This window comes from Microbacterium invictum (genome assembly GCF_014197265.1).
GTDB lineage: Bacteria > Actinomycetota > Actinomycetes > Actinomycetales > Microbacteriaceae > Microbacterium > Microbacterium invictum.
Genome location: NZ_JACIFH010000001.1, coordinates 3,219,094 through 3,236,044 on the forward strand (window position 1 = coordinate 3,219,094; position 16,951 = coordinate 3,236,044).

Here is a 16,951-nt window from a genome sequence, read left to right on the forward strand (position 1 = left end):
GTCGCTGATAGCGTCGGGGCGTGGCTGACGAGACCCCCGACACACCCGCGGCGGCGGCGGTGACGGCACGGCCCCACCTGCGTCTGCGGGCCGATCGGTCGGCCGAAAAGTGGACCGATGCCTACCCCATCGGAAACGGCACGATCGGGGCGATGTGCTTCGGCGGTGTCGAAGCGGATCGCGTCCAGATCAACGATGCGACGTGCTGGTCGGGGTCGCCGACGACCGCGTCGGGCACGCGCCGCCGCAACGGCCCCACCCATCTGGCCGCGGCGCGGGAAGCCCTCGCCCGCGGAGATCTTGACGCCGCAGAGCAGGCCACCCGCAACCTGCAGGGCGGCTTCGCGCAGGCATATCAGCCGCTGGCCGACCTCTGGATCGGTCTCGACGGCCCTGCATTGCCGGGCGACGGCACCTCACCGGCATCCACCCCACAGGTCACGCGCGAACTCGACCTGCGCACCGCCATCGCCACGCACGAGTTCTCACTCGGTGGCCTCCACAGCCGCGCCGAGACGTTCGTCAGTGCGCGGAAGAACCTGTTGATCTCGTCGCGCACGTACAGCGAACCGTCCGACCTCTGGATCGAACTGACCACCCCGCACCCGGTCGTTCACCGCGAGGCCGGTGATCGCGGCCTCACGCTCGTCGCGCGCATGCCTGCCGACGTCCGCCCCGACCGGTCGGGCGCGCCCGACGCAGCCGCATTCGGCCCCGACATCATCAGCTACGACGGGCCCTCGGTCACGGCGGCCGGCGTGCTCGTGGTGCACACCGATGGTGAGGCGAGCTTCGACGGCGAACGGCTGCGCGTCGCCGGCGCGACCGAGCTGCGCATCGGCGTCAGCACCAAGACAGACGCCCCCAGCACACCTCGTGGCCGGGGACTGCACGGCGGGTGGCGGAAATCGATCTCCCTCGCGCGCATTGCCACCATGTTCGTCGAGCCGGTGTTCTACAACTCCCCGCGCGGCGCCGGCAACGACGTGCGCACCGAGCACATCGCCGACCACGCGCGCCTGTTCGATCGCGTCGAACTGCGGCTGGACTCACCGGGAGTGAAGCCGGGGGTGGATGCCGGTGCCGACACCCGCACGACCGAGCAGCGTCTGCGGGCTGTGGCCGAAGGCGCGGATGATCCGGATCTGGTCGCGCTGGCATTCCAGTACGGGCGCTACCTGATGATCGCCGGATCGCGGCCGGGCGGGCAGCCGCTGAACCTGCAGGGCATCTGGAACGAATCGGTGACACCGCCCTGGGGCGGCGGCTACACCGTGAACATCAACACCGAGATGAACTACTGGCCTGCGCACACGGCGAATCTGTCCGAGTGCGCCGAACCGCTCCTGCCGTGGCTCGGGCGGGTGGCCGTGACCGGCCAGCGGTGGGCGAAGCGCCTCTACCGGGCGCCGGGTTGGGTGATGCATCACAACAGCGACATGTGGGGCTTCGCCGGCCCGGTCGGCGCCGGGGTCGACTCGCCGTCGTGGTCGTTTTGGCCGATGGGCGGGGTGTGGATGGCCCGGCACCTGCTCGCCGACGCCGAGTTCACCGGTGATATCCGGCGGCTGCTGCGGGCCTGGCCGATCGCCTGCGGCGCCGCCGAGTTCGCCCTTGCCTGGCTGCAGCCACAGCCCGACGGCACGCTCGGCACCGCGCCGTCGACGAGCCCTGAGAACCTGTATCTCGACGCCGATGGGGTCGCGCGCGCGGTCTCGGAGAGTACGACGAGCGACATCGAGCTCGTCAGAGATCTCTTCGACGGCATCGTGTCGGTCGCTCCGCTCCTGCCGTACCGGGGTCCGGCCGACCTTGCCCTGATCGACCGCGTGTATGACGCCCGCGACCTGTTGCCGCCGACACGCGTGACCGCCGACGGGCGTATCGCGGAGTGGACCGGCGACCCCGTCGAGCAGGATCCGCGGCATCGGCACCAGTCGCACCTGATCGGCCTGTACCCGGGGCGCAGCATCACGGCCGAAACCCCGGAGCTGTTCGCCGCCGCCCGCCGTTCGCTGCAGGAACGCGGGCCGGAGTCGACCGGGTGGTCGCTGGCCTGGCGGCTCGCCCTGTGGGCGCGGTTGCACGACGCCGATGGGGTGGCCGCGACCGTGCGGCGGTTTCTGCAGCCGGCCGACGATGCCGCGCACGGGTCGGGCGAGGCGGGCCAGACCGGCGGTGTCTACCCCAGCCTCCTCTGCGCGCACCCGCCCTTTCAGATCGACGGCAACTTCGGCTTCACCGCCGGGGTGACCGAGGCGCTGCTGCAGTCGCACGAACAGGACGCCCTGGGCATCCGCCTGCTGCGGGTGCTGCCTGCCGCGCCCTGGGCATCGGGCTCGGTCACCGGGTTGCGGGCACGCGGCGCGGTGACGGTCGACACCGCGTGGGCCGACGGCGTCGTGACGAGCGTGCGCCTGCGTGCCGACCGTGCCGCGGCGCTGGAGGTCGTCGGTCCCGGGCTGGAGGCACAGCGGGTCGACCTGCAAGCCGGCGACGAGGTCTCACTCGGCGACGCGAGTGCTCACTCATGAGTGCAGTCAGAGCTCCGCGCGGATATGTGCGTGCGATTCATCGACATCGTGCAGGACCGCAGAGCCGTCGACGGCCTCCTTCGCTCGCCGCAGAAGTTCAGTCTCCCACTCCACACCGACCGGAGCGCTCTCGTCGTCGGGCTGCACACTCAGCAAGAGTTGGTGGGCCGCCTCGATACGCTCATCGGCGGAGAGCTGCTTACCCGCTTCGATGTAGTCGGCCAGCTTCGGAGTCATGCCCCGATTGTACGGCGGTGGCCCGACACGCGGGTGGGTTCATAGCAGAACCGTGCCTTCGGCTGGTGAGCGAAGACCCATTGCGCGGGTGCTGAGCATCCCGCCGGCGCGTTTGCCGCGCCTATGTCCGCGCCACCCAGCGGGCAAGGCGGCGCACGATCTCGCGGTGCGACTCGGACTCGTATGAGCGCCCATCGTGCCCGAGCGCGTCGTACGCGACCCGGGCAGACCCGACCTCGCGGGTCCACATGAGCGGGTAGCGCACGCCCTCGTGCTCGTGGTCCGCCAGCACATCCGAGCGCCCGACCGACTGCAGGTTCGCGTACCGTTCGTCCGGCACCGTGAAGTCGCCGAGCCCGTCGGCCAGCGGGTGCCCGGGCAGCACGCGCACTACCGCGGCCTCTTCGAACGGCGGATGCATCGACACTCTCGGCAGCCACACCGCGCCCGTCAGCTGCGCCCATTCCGGGTAGCCCCGCAGACTCGCGGTCGCCGAGTGCAGGGCAAGGATGCCGAGACCTCGCGCCGTGGCATCCACCAGCCCCTGCTGCGACGCCTCCGGCGCGGCGGCGACGTCATCCGCCCACGGGTCGCCCGCAGCGACGACGAGCAGGTCGACGCCGTCCAGCACGGTGAGGGCGTGGTCGACGTCCGGGTCGATGTCGACGTCCCACCCGTCGGCGGTGAGGATGTCGGCCACCCGGGCGCCGACCTGGGCGAACGGATGCCACGGGTCGGCGTACCGGCCCGTTCCCACCGCGATGAGCGCGCGCATGTCAGTCCGCCGCGCGGCGTGCTTCCCAGCCTGAGCGCACCATCTCGTCGACGGTGTACCGGTTCTGCCAGTCGAGGTCGCGGGCGGCGAGGTCGCCGGTGGCCACGATTCGGTCGGGGTCGCCCGGGCGGCGGGGCCCGATCTCGGGAGTGAACTGGATGCCGGTGGCGCGCACCATGGCATCCATGATCTGCTTCACGCTCAGCCCGTTCTGCGAGCCGAGATTGTAGGCCGGCTCGATCGGATCGCCGGAGGTCAGGCGCTGCGCGGCGACTACGTGCGCGGCGGCGATGTCGCCCACGTGCACGTAGTCGCGGACGTTCGTGCCGTCTTCGGTGTCGTAGTCGTCGCCGAAGATCTTCGGGGTCTTGCCGGCGATCAGCGCCTCGAACACCAGCGGGAACAGGTTGTGCGGGCTCGTGTCGTAGACGGCCGGGTCGGAAGACCCGACGACGTTGAAGTAGCGCAACGACGTGTGCCGCAGCGGCGCGTCGGTGCCGGCCGTAGCGATGGCCTGGTCGCGGATGAGCCACTCGCCGATGAGCTTCGACTCGCCGTAGGGCGAGGCCGGTCGCTTGGGCAGGTCTTCGGTCACGAGGTCGACGTCGGGCGTGCCGTACACGGCCGCCGATGACGAGAACACGATGTTCGTCACACCGGCATCGGCCATCGCCTCGAGCACGACGCGGGTGCCCTCGACGTTCTGCGCGTACGTATGCAGCGGGCGCTGCACCGAGACGCCGGCGTACTTGAATCCGGCCACGTGGATGACGCCTTCGACGCCGTGCTCGCGCATGGTCGCCGCGAGCAGGTCACGATCGAGGATCGTGCCCTGGACGAACGGGATGCCGGCGGGCACGAACTCGGCGTGACCGCTGGAAAGGTCATCGATGACGACGGGGTCGATGCCCGCGGTGGCGAGCGCCCGGACGATGTGCGCGCCGATGTATCCGGCGCCTCCCGTGACCAACCAGCTCATGGCGCTCCTTCGTCGTGTGTTTACGTCAACATGCTAGCGCACCCCGTGTCAGCGGGCGACGGGCTGCCACGGGCCGCGGGCGCGGACGTGCACGGCGTCGAGGGACAGCAGAGCGGATGTGGTCGCGGCGAGGCGCTCGGCTGCGGTGGCCGGCAGTGCGATCGTCGAGCTGGATGCCAGGGGAAGCACGTGGAACGTTACCTCAGAGTCCGCCGTCACGCCCGCATCGGCGAGCGACACCGACCAGCGGGTGCCGTCCCAGAACCGGTCGTCCACCGGGCGCCCGTCCACCCGCAGTTGCGCGACATCGCCCGCCCAGTCGATCTCGAGCACGGCGTCCTGCCCCGGCTCGGCCGCCGACGCCGGCAACGGCAACCGGTACACGGCCGCCGCCTCTTCGAGCACCTCGGCGCTCGGGGCGCTGTGCCGCGGGCCCTGGAACCCGTAGTCGGCGGCGGCCGGCGCCGCAGCGCGCACCTCGGCCGGAACGATCTCCTCCCGCTGCGGGGCGGGGCCGCTCGGCACCACGCCGAGCCACGACCGCGTCGCCGGATCGTACGCCGAGACGGGCACGCCCGCCGGTCGCGCGTGCACGACCGGGTCGGCGCCCCAGGTCAGGTCGCCGGAACTCAGCAGCAGGCGCCGCGCCCCGGAATCCAGTTCCTGCACCCACAGCGGGGTGTCCGCCGGCAGCACCAGCACGTCGATGCCGCCCAGGCGCACCGGCGCGAGCCCGGGGGTCACCGAGCTGACCTTCCCGTCGACCGAGATGTCGGGGGCGATACCGTCCGCGGCGACGAGTACGAGCGTCGGCACCGCGGAGGCAGGATCGCCCGCCACCGCAGGCAGCACGGTGACCGCCGAGGCGGTCGCCCAATCCACCCTCGATCCGCCCAGCGACAGCCCGACCGGCCAGCGCGCCAGGGTGCCGGCCGGCACGGTGATCGGATGCGCCGGGAACTCGACGGCACCGGCATCCAGCTCCACACGCAACCGCACGCCGTGCGCATCGGCGACCTGCTCGTGCGGCTGATGGTGCGAGATGATCACGAACCCGGCGTCGCCGTCTGACCGCAGCGCCCAGCGCAGCGTCTCACGGTCGTCCAGTCCCGCGGGCCGCTCGTCGGGCAGTGACGAGGTCATGCCGCCGAGCAGGTCGCCGAACGCCGCGAGGAATGCGTGCTGCTCGCGCATGAGCGCGTACGACGACGCGCGATCTCCGGACTGGCCGATCGGGGCGTGGAAGTCGTAGCCGAGCTCGGGCATGTCGTTCGGGTAGCCGGTCGCATGCGACTCCTGCATCGCCGGGGCCGGATTCGTGCCGCCGACGTACATGAAGTAGCCCTGCCACGCCGACCCGTTGCCGATCTTCACGTGCGCGAGCGCCGCGATGTCGCGCCCCGTCAACACCGGGCGGCGGTGATAGGCGGTGGCCATGCCGCTGCCCAGCTCGCACGTCGCCGGCGGGAACCCGTGCAGGTCACCGCGTGCACTCGCGGCCGGGGCGGCCGTGTCACCGGCATCCATCTCAGCGCTCGTGCCCGGTGTCCTGCCGGCATCTGCCCCATCGAGCGCGGCGCGCACGTCGGCGCCCACGCCCGGGTCGTCCCAGTCGTGCGAGGGGAAGAAGTGCGCCCGGAAGGTGGGATGCCAGGGTTCGCCCGGGTCGACCCAGAAGCCGTCGGCGTATCCGCCGAACAGGGGGAATACTTCACCGTCGGGCAGGTCGGCGCCGCCCCAGCCTGTCGCGGTCCACAGCGGCGCGGCGATGCCCGCCTCGCGCGCGAGACGCTTCAGAGTGACCAGGTGCTCGGGCCGGTCGTACAGTTCGTTCTCGAGCTGGACGGCGATGACCGGTCCGCCCGGCTGCGCCCGGCCACCGAGTGCCGCGGCCAGCTGCGCGAACCACTCGCGGACCAGCTCCAGATACCGCGGGTCGTCGCTGCGGTGGGTGACATCGCCGTGCTGCGCCCAGTCGGGGAAGCCGCCGTTGCGGGCCTCGCCGTGCACCCACGGGCCGATGCGCAGCGCCACGTCGAGGCCGGCCGCCGCGCACTCATCGAGGAACGCGCCGACGTCGAGGTTGCCGTCGAAGTTCGCCACGCCGCGCTCTGGCGAGTGGTGCAGCCAGAACACGTACGTCGACGCGACGGTGATCCCGCCCGCCTTCAGCTGCTGCAGGCGTTCCCGCCACCGTGCACGCGGCAGCCGGCTGTAGTGGATCTCGCCGGATGCCGGCACCCACGGCACGCCGCCGCGCAGCAGGGCGCGGTCGGTGACCGTCAGGCCTCGGGCGGCTTCACCGGCGGCCGGCATGGGAGCGGGGACGGCCGGCTGGGACCAGCCGTGGTGGCTGACGGTCGGCATCAGCGACCACTCACGATGGCGTTGTCCAGTTCATCGATGTCGACTCCATCGCGAATCGCACGGTTCGTCAACAGCACCCACGCGACCCCCGCACTCGGATGCACCCAGAACTCCGTTCCGGCCCACCCGGCGTGCCCGTACACGTCGCGGTCGATCAGCCCCGGGGCACGTGTGCGCAGGTTCCAGGTGAAGCCCCAGTCCTGCCCGCGCTCGGCCGGGTACGGCTCGAGTCGCGGAATGTCGCCGGTCAGTGGCCGTCGCATCATCGCGAGGGTCGCCGGGCGCAGGATGCCGGAGTCGTCACCCGCGCCGATGCGCAGCAGCGTGGCGCCGAGGCGCAGCAGGTCGCCGGCGCGGCCGGCCATCCCGGCGCCGGGGTTGCGCTGCGCGGCGAAGCGTTCCATGTCGACGCCGGCGGCGGCCGCATCGACGATCGGGTGGGTGCCGGCGAGGTCGAGGCTGAGCCCGTCGGCGCCGACCTCGGCCGCCCACGTGGCGACCTCGGCTTCCCACGCGTTGCCGGTGGCGTGCTCGATGAGCGCGGCGATGCCCGCGAAGCCGAGCGTCGAGTACCGGGAGGCGGTGCCGGCGGCGAAGTCGCGGCCTTGCCTGAGGAGTTCGTCGCGCAGCGGCGTCGCAGTGTCGAGCGGCGGTTCGCTGATGCCTGAGGTGTGACTGGCCAGGTGCCACAGGCGCACGATGTCGTCGCGTCCGGCGCCGAAGTCCGGGACTGCGGCGGTCAGCGGCGTCTGCGCAGTCAGCAGGCCGCGCTCGATCACACGGGCGGCGGCGATGCCGACGAGCGGCTTGGTGATCGAGAACAGCGGATAGCGGTCCTCGGGTTTAGCGCCGCCGAACGCATCGAGCGCGACGGTGCCGTCGGCGGTGGCGATGCCGAGCACGGCAGTGGGCAGGCGTCCGGCGTCCACGTGCCGGCGGACCCAGTCCAAGGCTGTCGTGAAGGTCATCACTCCACCTCGTGTCCGAGGTCGGGGCGCGCGACGAAGCGGGCGGTCGCGTCGGTGACGGCCTCGAGCTCGACGATGACCACGCTGTTCTCGCCGGTGCGGGTCACGGGGCCGGGCACGTAGAGCGTGCGCTGCGGGCCGCGGCGCCAGTACCGGCCGAGGAAGAACCCGTTCACCCAGGCGTAGCCCTTGCCCCAGCCGCGGGTGTCGAGGAACAGGTCGGCCGCCTCGTCGAGCGTGAACGTCGCGCGCAGGCCGACGGGGCCGGCCGCGCGGCCGTTCACGATCGCAGTGGTGTCGGGTGCGGCATCCATCACCGCTTGCCCGAGCGCGGTCACATCGATCGTGCGCACGCGCCAGGGGCCGGCGACCGGCTCACCGCTCAGTCGCGGGGCGCCGATCAGCCCCTTCGCCTCGCCGATTTTGGTGTCGTAGTTGACGCGGCCGGTCTCTTCGACGAGCAGCCGCAAGTCGGCGCCGGCCGGTAGCACCAGACTGTCGTCACCGATCGTGCGCTGGAGGGTGCCGACCGGCTGGCGGTCGCGGGCGATCCAGGCGTAGTCGCGGATCTCGGCGTCGAGCACCGTCGGGGTGGTGGTGGGGGTGGATGCCGTGTACTCGACGAGCACGACGTCGGCGCCGAGGTCGTCCATCGTGGGCGGCGCGTCGAAGGTGCCGCGGTCGGTGGAGGTGAGGTCGAGGGGGTTCGCGACGGCTTCCATGGTGGCGGTGAGAACCGGGGCGTCGACCGGGGTGGGCAGGGGGTCGTCGGGCACCGGTGCGTGCCGGGCGATGACTTCGCGGAAGGCGTGGAACTTCTCGGTCAGGTCGCCCGACTCGCTGATGGGGGAGTCGTAGTCGTAGCTGGTGACCATCGGCAGGTAGCGGCCGGAGTCGTTGGCGCCGGCGGTCAGTCCGAAGTTCGTGCCGCCGTGCACCATGTAGATGTTGACCGAGGCGCCGGCGGCCAGCAGCCGGTCGAGGTCGGCGGCACTGTCGGCGAACGTGGTGGTGTGGTGCTTCTCGCCCCAGTGGTCGAACCAGCCGCACCAGAATTCCATGCACATCAGCGGTCCCGTGGGCTGATGCTCACGCAGGGTGGCGAGGCGTTCGGCGATGCGGCCGCCGAAGGATCCGGTCTTGTGGAGGGCGGGGTGCGCGCCGCCAGTGAGCATGTGGGGGATGGGCTGGTCGACCTGGGTGAGCGGCACGGTGATGCCGCCGTCTCGGGTGACGGTGACGAGGTGATCGAGGTAGTCCTTGTCGGCGCCGTACGCACCGTACTCGTTCTCGATCTGCACGAGGATGACGCTGCCGCCGGTGCCGATCTGGCGGGGCGCGATGATTGCGTTGACGCGGTCGAGGTAGGCAGTGACCTCCGCGAGGTAGCGGGGGTCGGCGCTGCGGAGCTTCATCGTCTTGTCCGCGGTGAGCCAGGTCGGCAGCCCGCCGTTGTGCCACTCGGCGCACACGTACGGGCCCGGGCGCACGATGGCGTGCATGCCCTCTTCGGCGATGATGTCGAGGAACCGGCCGAGGTCGACGTCGCCGTCTTGCCGCCAATGTCCTTTCACCGGCTCGTGTGAGTTCCAGGGCACATAGGTCTCGATGGCGTTGAGGCCCATGAGCCGCGCCTTGCGGACGCGGTCGCGCCACAGGTCGGGATGCACTCGCGGATAGTGCATGGCGCCGGATATGATCCGGTGCGGCCGGCCGTCGAGCAGAAAGTCGGTCTCGCCGATGCGGAAGCGGGAGGTCATGCTTCCAGCCTATCCGGTGAGAGCAAGCGCTTTCCCGCGCATGTCGAGCGCGTATCGGCTCCGTCGAGCGCATATGTCCTCGGTCGAGGTCGCGCCGTCCGACGCACGGATCGAGCGGAGCTATAGGCGCTGCTGCCCGGGACGATCCACGTCCCTGGGCTGTCGGACGCGAGGTGAACGTTACCGGTAATCTGAACTTTCATGAGCCGTGCGCGTCCCGACCGACCTGCGACGATCTATGACGTCGCGAAGGCTGCCGGCGTGTCGCACCAGACCGTATCGAAGGTGCTCCGCGGTCTCGGGGGCATGCGACCGGAGACGCGCGAGCGCGTCGAGGTCGAGCTGCGGCGCCTGAACTATCGTCCCAACGTGGGTGCGCGTGCCCTCGCGCGATCACAGCAGAAGCGCATCGGTGTGGTCGGCTATGAGACCTTCGAATCGAGCACCAGCAAGGTTCTGAGCGGCGTCTCAGAGGTGCTCGATGCCGCGGGCTACCTGCTCGAGATCGTCAGCGTCGATCCCGTCGGCGACGTCGAAGCGATCGCGGCCGCGCTGGAGCGCATCAACGGAACCGACATCGCCGGCGTTCTCGCGACATCGCCCACGAGCAACGTGCGCGAAGCCCTCACGCGGGTGCGATTCCGGATGCCGGTCTTCCTCGACGTCAACGGCGATCAGCGGATCGGCGCCGACGGCCGACGGCGCAGTGTGGCGGCGGAGCTCGTCATGGATCACCTGGCCGAGCTCGGTCACCAGCGCATCGCCTTCGTCGGCGGCCCTGCGGGATGGGACTCGGCGGGCAATCGCGAAGATGTCTACCTCGAGCGCGTAGCCGCGCCGCGCATCCTCGGCCACGGCGACTGGTCCGCAGCATCCGGCTATCGCGTCATGGTGGAGGGCGATCTCGGCGACGCGACCGCGGTCTTCGTGGCGAACGACCGGATGGCTCTCGGCGTGCTCCGCGCGCTCGATGAGAGGGGCGTCCGCGTTCCCGACGACGTGAGCGTGGTCGGCATCGATGACATCCCGGAGGCCGGCTACTTCTCGCCGCCCCTTTCGACCGTCCACATCGATTTCACTGTGGCGGGCGAAGTTGCCGCGCAGAGCCTGCTCACACTCATCGAGCGCCCAGGCGAGGCGATGCCGCTCTATCCCCGCAGTCGGCTTGTGGCTCGCGCGTCGTCCGCCTCCCTCTCGCACTGATCGCGGTCCGGGTTGCGAGCGGTGTGGATTGCCGTTAAGTTTACCGCTAAACCAATTGGGTGAGCGGTAAACCAGGTCACCCTCCCTCACGACAAGGAAGTTGACAATGAACAGCAGAGTGTCGCGCATCGCCGCCGGCGCCGTCGTCTCCGCATTGGCCATCGCCTCGCTGGCCGGGTGCACGTCGAGCGAGCCCGGTGACCCGACGACCGGGGAGCCGGTCGTCTTGCAGTATTGGTCGTGGGCGCCGAACATCGACAAGATCGTGGACGTCTGGAACGAGTCCCACCCGGACGTGCAGGTGGAGGTGAACACCTCGGTGGGGGCTGCCGACATCGTCGCCAAGCTCTCCGCAGCCAAGGAAGCGGGCAGCCTGCCAGACCTGAGCAACACGACGTACGAAAACCTGCCCAATCTCGTCGTCAACGGCATCGCTGCAGACATCACCGAGGCATTCGGCGGGTACGAGGACGAGATCGCCCCGGCGGCGTGGGACCTCACGACTTTCGACGGCAAGAACTATGCCGTGCCGCAGGGCACCGGTCCGCAATTCCTCTTCTACCGCACGGACATCTTCGAGTCGCTCGGGCTGGAGGCGCCGACGACATGGGACGAGTACGCCGCGGCAGCCCGGACGATCCATACTGCCGACTCGTCGAAGTACCTTGCGACGTTCCCGGCCAATGACGCGCAGCTGTTCGCGGCTCTGAGCGCGCAGGCTGGTGCGCAATGGTGGTCGCAGGAAGACGGCGTATGGAGCGTCGGCATCGCCGACGCCGACGCAACGAAGGTCGCGGACTACTGGCAGGGCCTCGTCGATGAAGGCGTGGTGACGACGCTGAAGACCTGGACGCCCGAGTGGCAGGCCGCTCTGGCAGACGGCACCATCGCCAGCTGGCTCAGCGCGGTGTGGGCACCGCCGCTGATCCTGCAGAATGCTCCGGAGACGGCGGGGCTCTGGGGTGCGGTGCGGTTGCCGCAGTGGCAGGCCGGCGACAGCGTCTCCGCGGCGCTCGGCGGATCGGGCACGGTCGTCACGACCGGCACCGAGCATGCAGAGGAGGCGCAGGAGTTCGCGATCTGGCTCAACAACTCCACCGATGCGCTCAATGCCTACATCGAGAACGCGAGCATCTGGCCGGCGAACCTCGCCGGGCGTGAGCTGCCGGGCATCAAGGACACGGCCCCGGCCGCGCTCGCTCCGGGATTCGAGGACTTCTATGATGTCGCAGCCGAGATCGATGACGAGACCGTTCCGGTGACCTGGGGCCCCGATGTGGCACTGGCCTACAGCGCGTTCGGAGATGCGTTCGGCACCGCGATCACCCAGAAGTCCTCGTTCGGCGACGCGCTGACCACGGTCCAGGATGCCGTCGTCGCCGACATGACCAAACTCGGCTTCACCGTCGAATAGATCCGGAACCCGATCGCGTGCGTGGCCCGGATCCGTCCGGGCCGCGCACGGGGAGAAACCATGCAGAAAAAACGTTCGCGCCTGCGACCGCGTGTCGCCCCGTGGCTGTTCCTGACCCCTGCCATCGTGCTCGCCGCAGGCCTCATGTTCGCGCCGCTGGTCTATACGGTCGTGCTGAGCCTCCAAGGCCGGAAGGTTGCGGCATCCGGCATCGGGATCGCGGCCGATGTGTTCGTCGGGCTCGACAACTACGTTGCTGCCCTCACGAACCCCGCGCTGCTGGGCTCCTTCGCGCGGATGCTGGGGTACGCACTCATCGCCGTGCCGGTCACGATGGGGCTGGCGCTCGTATTCGCGTTGCTCCTCGACAATCTATCGACGCGATTCACCCGCTTCTCGCGGATCTCGATCTTCGTCCCCTATGCGGTGCCGGGTGTCATCGCCGCCCTCATGTGGGGCTTCATGTATCTGCCCGGGGTGAGCCCGGTAGGCGAGCTGTTCTCGCTGTGGGGGTGGCCCGTTCCCAACCCCCTCGACGGGGGCTCGGTCTTCCTCGCCGTGGCCAACGTCTCGATCTGGGGTGGCATCGGATTCAACATGGTGATCCTTTACACGTCCTTGCGCGGTCTTCCGCAGGAGATCTACGACTCCGCCCGCCTGGACGGCTGCAGCGAGTTGCAGCTGGCACTGCGCATCAAACTCCCACTCATCCTCCCGGGGGTGATCCTCACCGGTGTGTTCACGGTGATCGGCGCCCTGCAGGTCTTCAGCGAACCGAACATGATGATGTCCCTCACGAATTCGATCACCTCCGACTGGGTGCCGATGATGCTCGTCTACCGCGACGCCTTCGTCACCAATGACCTGTACGGCGCCTCGGCGACGGCGATCATCATCACTGCGGTGACCATGATCGCAAGCCTGGGGCTGCTGCGCGTGCTCCGCGACCGTGCGTTCGGGAGCGAGTCATGAGCGTCGATACGGCACCGAAGAAGAAGCCGGCGTTCTGGCCCACGGCCGTGCTGCTCGTCGGGGCGGCCTACTCGCTGTTCCCGGTGTACTGGCTCGTGGCGGCCTCCACGAAGGGCGCCGGTGAGCTGTTCACCACGTCGACGCTCGTCCCCAGCTTCACCGGCGGGTTCTTCGAGAACCTCGGCGAACTCTTGCGCTTCAACGACGGCGCATTCTTGGTGTGGAGCGGCAACAGCATCCTCTTCTCGGTCGGGGGCTCCGTCATGGCGACCGCGGTCGCCGCGGCGGCCGGCTATGCCCTCGCGAAGTTCGACTTCCGAGGCAAGCAGGTTGCCTTCACGTTCCTGCTGATCGGGGTGCTCATCCCCGGTGTCGTGCTGGCGATCCCCCAGTATCTGCTGCTGTCGAAGATCGGCATCGCAGGCTCGTACTGGTCGGTGCTGCTGCCGTTCGCGATCAGTCCGTTCTCGATCTACCTCGCCCGCATCTACGCGGGTGCCGTCGTGCCGACCGAGCTGCTCGAGGCGGGGCGCATCGACGGGGCCTCCGAATGGCGGTTGTTCCGATCGATCGCGCTCCCGGCCATGGTCCCGGGGCTGATCACGATCTTCCTGCTGCAGTTCGTGGCCATCTGGAACAACTTCCTGCTGCCGTTCATCATGCTCAGCAAGCAGGAGACCTTCCCACTGACGGTCGGCTTCTACGCGATGATGAATCAGGGCTCGGACCAACTGAACGTGTACAACCTCGTCATCATCGGATGCCTGCTGGCGATCATCCCCCTGATCCTGCTGTTCCTCTTCCTGCAGCGCTACTGGAAGCTGGACCTGGTCAGCGGATCGCTGAAGGGATGACGATGAATCGGCTGCCCGCCGGTCCCTGGCCGGTCATGCTCACGCCCTATCGCGATGATCTGGGCCTCGACTTCGACGGGCTCGACGCCTACACCGACTGGCTTATCGAGCTCGGCGCCGCCGGTCTGTTCGCTGTCTCGCTCTCTAGCGAGATGTACGACCTCAGTCCCGACGAGCAGCTCGCCGTCGCGGCACGTGTCCGTACCCGCGCGGACGGCCGCGCCCCCGTGATCGCCTCGGCCACGGCAACCGGCGATTGGCGTGCGCAAGCGGACCGCATCGCCGAGATCGCGGCGACCGGCGTCGATGCCGTTGTACTCATCACTTCGCTCGTCGTGGCTCCGGATGCCACCGAGAACGCGTGGATCGATACCGTCGAGCGCATCCTCGACGCCGTGCCCGGCGTGGACCTCGGTATCTACGAATGCCCGTTGCCGTTCAAGCGGCTGCTCCCGGTGCACACGGTGCGCTGGCTCGCGCAGACGGGGCGGTTCACGTTCTATAAGGACACGAGTCACTCGCTCGAGACGATGACGGAGCGCCTCAATGTGATCGGCGACACCCGGATGCGACTGTACAACGCAGCGATCGGCTCACTCGTGCCGTCGATCCGCGCGGGGGCGGCGGGTCTGTCCGGATATGCGGCGAACGTGTATCCAGACCTGGTCGCCTGGCTGTGCCACCACGCCGATGACCATGACGCCGATGTGCTGCGCCTGCAGCATCTCCTCACCGTCGCGGAGCACTGCATCAATCTGCGATACCCCGCGTCGGCGAAATATCTGCTGGACGCGGCCTCGCGGCTGACTTGGCGCGCGCGCAGCCGGTGGAAGCCCGAGCACATCGGTGCCCACGAGGGAGAGCCGCTGCGTCAACTCGCCGAGTTGATGGCCGAGATCGATATGGGCCGGGCACGACTCCACCCCGCCCGCTGATTGTGAATAGGACCACCCGCTGACTGTGAATAGGACGACCATTGTGAACGAGATCAACGCGGCGGGCGCCTGGCCCGTCGTTCTGACACCCTTCACCGATGCCGACGAAGTCGATCTCGTGACGCTCGACCAGTACGTCGACTGGCTCATCGACCGGGGGGCCGGCGGGCTGTTCGCGGTCGCGCTCTCGGGGGAGATGTACGAGCTGACGGCCGACGAGCGCATCGCGGTCGCGGCACGCGTGGCGGCGCGATGCGCCGGCCGGGTCCCCGTGGCCGCAGCGGTGGTCGGGGACGGTACGTCGACGTCGATGTCGGCGGAGGCTCGTGCGCTCGCCGCGGCGGGCGTCGACATCGTGGTGCTGATCGCGTCGATGGTCCTGTCCGGGGGTGACGACGAACGAGTGTTCCTCGACGTCGCAGACGAAGTGGCGGCAGCCGTGCCCGACATCGCCCTCGGGGTCTACGAGTGCCCGCTGCCGTACCATCGGCTGCTCGCGGAGGAGACGGTGGCGGCGCTGGCGGGTACGGGGCGCTTCGTGTTCTTCAAAGAGACCAGTCACGATGTCGCGCGAATGTCGCGTCGTGTCGCCGATGCCGCCGGCACTCCGCTGCGCGTGTTCAACGCGGGCATCGAAAACTACGCCGAGTCGGTGCAGCACGGCGTCGCGGGACTTTCCGGCTGGATCGTGAACGTCGCCCCTGACCTGGTCGACCGGCTCGGCAGGCTTGCCGCTTCCGAGGGACTGACAGAGCGCGTCCTGGCCCTGCAGCAGGTGCTCCGCACCGTCGAAGAGCGAATGGGCCCCACCTATCCGTCGTCGGCGAAGGCCATCGTGCAGCGGCGCGCCGGAATCGGCTGGGCAGTGCGATCGCGATGGCGTCCCGCGAACGTGGACGATGGCCTCGTCGAAGAGCTGGCCGCGGCGCTCGATGCGGAACGCGCCTCATGAGATACACCACGCTCGGCGCGAGCCGGCTGGAGGTCTCCCGAGTGTGCCTGGGGACGATGAACTTTGGGCGCCACGCCGACGCTGCGGTCGCACATGCCGTCCTCGACGAGGCCCACGCGCTGGGGATCAACTACATCGACACCGCCAACCGCTACGGCACCGCTGAGCGTCCGCACGCGTCGGAGGAGATCCTCGGCGAGTGGTTCGCACAGGGCGGCGAGCGGCGTGAGCGCACCGTGCTGGCGACGAAGGTTTTCGAGAAGACGGCGGACTGGCCCAATAACGAAGGCTTGTCCGCGCTAAACATCCGACGGGCGTGCGACGCTTCGCTGCGACGGCTGCGCACCGACCGCATCGACGTCTATCAGATGCACCATGTCGACCGGCAGGCGCCATGGGATGAGATCTGGGAAGCGTTCGAGACCCTGCGTGCGCAGGGCAAGATCCTCTACGCCGGATCATCCAACTTCGCCGGCTGGCACCTCGCGTCAGCACAGGCCGCCGGCGAATCGCGCCGATGGAAGCTGATCTCAGAGCAGTCCGTGTACAGCCTTGCAGTGCGCGATGTCGAACGCGAAGTCCTCCCCGCGGCGCGTCATCTCGGCATCGGGCTTGTGCCGTGGAGCCCGCTCGCCGGCGGGCTGCTCGCCGACGTCGCGCCTGGCGGTCGCCGCGGGGATGACACCTTCCTCACGCGGTTGGCCGCACATGCGGACCAGCTGGAGCGCACCCGTGAACTCGCAGACGAGGTCGGCGTGAGCCTGGCCGTCCTCGCAATCGCTTGGGTCGGGTCGCGGCCGGGGGTGACGGCGCCGATCATCGGGCCGCGCACCGTCGCCCAGCTCCGCGAGCTGGCGGAGGCTGCGGATGTGAGCATTCCATTGGAGATCGCCGACCGGCTCGACCAGATCTGGCCGGGCCCTGGGCAGGCTCCGGAGGCCTACGCCTGGTGACATCCGCGAGTGTCGGCAGGGGATTGCCGATGGGCTCGGGTCGCCGGG

At 69.4% G+C, this 16,951-nt stretch carries 14 protein-coding genes; 8 read left to right on the forward strand and 6 right to left on the reverse strand.

Translation table 11 applies throughout. The annotated features are described in order from the left end of the window. Positions 1 to 20: 20 nt before the first annotated feature. Positions 21 to 2,534 carry a glycosyl hydrolase family 95 catalytic domain-containing protein gene (locus BKA10_RS14895; RefSeq protein ID WP_183500685.1) on the forward strand — a complete coding sequence of 838 codons (2,514 nt, stop codon included), beginning with the start codon at positions 21 to 23 and terminating at the stop codon, positions 2,532 to 2,534. A gap of 6 nt (positions 2,535 to 2,540) precedes the next feature. Here the strand turns inward: BKA10_RS14895 and BKA10_RS14900 are convergent, their stop codons facing one another. The 6 genes from BKA10_RS14900 to BKA10_RS14925 form a co-directional block, all read right to left on the reverse strand. Beyond that, positions 2,541 to 2,771, reverse strand: coding sequence for an addiction module protein (locus BKA10_RS14900; protein WP_183500686.1), 231 nt, complete (start codon positions 2,769 to 2,771; stop codon positions 2,541 to 2,543). A gap of 121 nt (positions 2,772 to 2,892) precedes the next feature. Further along, positions 2,893 to 3,546 (reverse strand): ThuA domain-containing protein, encoded by a 654-nt coding sequence (locus tag BKA10_RS14905; protein ID WP_183500687.1) that lies wholly within the window; start codon positions 3,544 to 3,546, stop codon positions 2,893 to 2,895. Between the two features lies 1 nt (position 3,547). After that, entirely contained in the window at positions 3,548 to 4,525 is a 978-nt protein-coding gene (gene galE / locus BKA10_RS14910; protein WP_183500688.1) for a UDP-glucose 4-epimerase GalE, read from the reverse strand. Between the two features lie 48 nt (positions 4,526 to 4,573). After that, positions 4,574 to 6,892, reverse strand: a complete 2,319-nt coding sequence (locus tag BKA10_RS14915) for a beta-galactosidase (protein ID WP_183500689.1) — start codon at positions 6,890 to 6,892, stop codon at positions 4,574 to 4,576. Beyond that, positions 6,892 to 7,860 (reverse strand): serine hydrolase domain-containing protein, encoded by a 969-nt coding sequence (locus tag BKA10_RS14920; protein ID WP_183500690.1) that lies wholly within the window; start codon positions 7,858 to 7,860, stop codon positions 6,892 to 6,894. The genes BKA10_RS14915 and BKA10_RS14920 overlap by 1 nt, the downstream gene beginning before the upstream one ends. Further along, positions 7,860 to 9,620 (reverse strand): glycoside hydrolase family 35 protein, encoded by a 1,761-nt coding sequence (locus tag BKA10_RS14925; RefSeq protein WP_183500691.1) that lies wholly within the window; start codon positions 9,618 to 9,620, stop codon positions 7,860 to 7,862. The genes BKA10_RS14920 and BKA10_RS14925 overlap by 1 nt, the downstream gene beginning before the upstream one ends. Positions 9,621 to 9,821: 201 nt before the next feature. Here BKA10_RS14925 and BKA10_RS14930 point away from each other — a divergent pair, with 201 nt between their 5' ends. The 7 genes from BKA10_RS14930 to BKA10_RS14960 all read left to right on the forward strand — a co-directional run bounded on the left by BKA10_RS14930 (position 9,822) and on the right by BKA10_RS14960 (position 16,903). Next, positions 9,822 to 10,823: a LacI family DNA-binding transcriptional regulator gene (locus BKA10_RS14930; RefSeq protein WP_183500692.1), complete on the forward strand. Its 1,002-nt coding sequence runs from the start codon at positions 9,822 to 9,824 to the stop codon at positions 10,821 to 10,823. A gap of 106 nt (positions 10,824 to 10,929) precedes the next feature. Then, positions 10,930 to 12,237, forward strand: coding sequence for an ABC transporter substrate-binding protein (locus tag BKA10_RS14935; RefSeq protein ID WP_183500693.1), 1,308 nt, complete (start codon positions 10,930 to 10,932; stop codon positions 12,235 to 12,237). A 60-nt stretch (positions 12,238 to 12,297) separates the two neighbouring features. After that, complete coding sequence (locus BKA10_RS14940; protein WP_183500694.1) at positions 12,298 to 13,209, forward strand: carbohydrate ABC transporter permease; 912 nt, start codon at positions 12,298 to 12,300, stop codon at positions 13,207 to 13,209. After that, entirely contained in the window at positions 13,206 to 14,063 is an 858-nt protein-coding gene (locus BKA10_RS14945) for a carbohydrate ABC transporter permease (RefSeq protein WP_183500695.1), read from the forward strand. Before BKA10_RS14940 ends, BKA10_RS14945 begins: the two co-directional genes overlap by 4 nt. Positions 14,064 to 14,065: 2 nt before the next feature. Continuing rightward, positions 14,066 to 14,998 carry a dihydrodipicolinate synthase family protein gene (locus BKA10_RS14950; protein WP_183500696.1) on the forward strand — a complete coding sequence of 311 codons (933 nt, stop codon included), beginning with the start codon at positions 14,066 to 14,068 and terminating at the stop codon, positions 14,996 to 14,998. A gap of 43 nt (positions 14,999 to 15,041) precedes the next feature. Then, a complete protein-coding gene (locus BKA10_RS14955; RefSeq protein ID WP_183500697.1) occupies positions 15,042 to 15,950 on the forward strand; it encodes a dihydrodipicolinate synthase family protein in 909 nt (302 codons plus the stop codon). Then, on the forward strand, positions 15,947 to 16,903 hold the full coding sequence (locus BKA10_RS14960; RefSeq protein WP_183500698.1) for an aldo/keto reductase: 957 nt from the start codon (positions 15,947 to 15,949) through the stop codon (positions 16,901 to 16,903). Before BKA10_RS14955 ends, BKA10_RS14960 begins: the two co-directional genes overlap by 4 nt. Positions 16,904 to 16,951 lie beyond the last annotated feature (48 nt).

Bases quoted from the DNA above. Each gene is read 5' to 3' on its own strand.
- BKA10_RS14900 (WP_183500686.1), bottom strand. From the start codon at position 2,771: ATGACTCCGAAGCTGGCCGACTACATCGAAGCGGGTAAGCAGCTCTCC.
- BKA10_RS14905 (WP_183500687.1), bottom strand. From the start codon at position 3,546: ATGCGCGCGCTCATCGCGGTGGGAACGGGCCGGTACGCCGACCCGTGG.
- galE (WP_183500688.1), bottom strand. From the start codon at position 4,525: ATGAGCTGGTTGGTCACGGGAGGCGCCGGATACATCGGCGCGCACATC.
- BKA10_RS14915 (WP_183500689.1), bottom strand. From the start codon at position 6,892: ATGCCGACCGTCAGCCACCACGGCTGGTCCCAGCCGGCCGTCCCCGCT.
- BKA10_RS14920 (WP_183500690.1), bottom strand. From the start codon at position 7,860: ATGACCTTCACGACAGCCTTGGACTGGGTCCGCCGGCACGTGGACGCC.
- BKA10_RS14925 (WP_183500691.1), bottom strand. From the start codon at position 9,620: ATGACCTCCCGCTTCCGCATCGGCGAGACCGACTTTCTGCTCGACGGC.
- BKA10_RS14930 (WP_183500692.1), top strand. From the start codon at position 9,822: ATGAGCCGTGCGCGTCCCGACCGACCTGCGACGATCTATGACGTCGCG.
- BKA10_RS14935 (WP_183500693.1), top strand. From the start codon at position 10,930: ATGAACAGCAGAGTGTCGCGCATCGCCGCCGGCGCCGTCGTCTCCGCA.
- BKA10_RS14940 (WP_183500694.1), top strand. From the start codon at position 12,298: ATGCAGAAAAAACGTTCGCGCCTGCGACCGCGTGTCGCCCCGTGGCTG.
- BKA10_RS14945 (WP_183500695.1), top strand. From the start codon at position 13,206: ATGAGCGTCGATACGGCACCGAAGAAGAAGCCGGCGTTCTGGCCCACG.
- BKA10_RS14950 (WP_183500696.1), top strand. From the start codon at position 14,066: ATGAATCGGCTGCCCGCCGGTCCCTGGCCGGTCATGCTCACGCCCTAT.
- BKA10_RS14960 (WP_183500698.1), top strand. From the start codon at position 15,947: ATGAGATACACCACGCTCGGCGCGAGCCGGCTGGAGGTCTCCCGAGTG.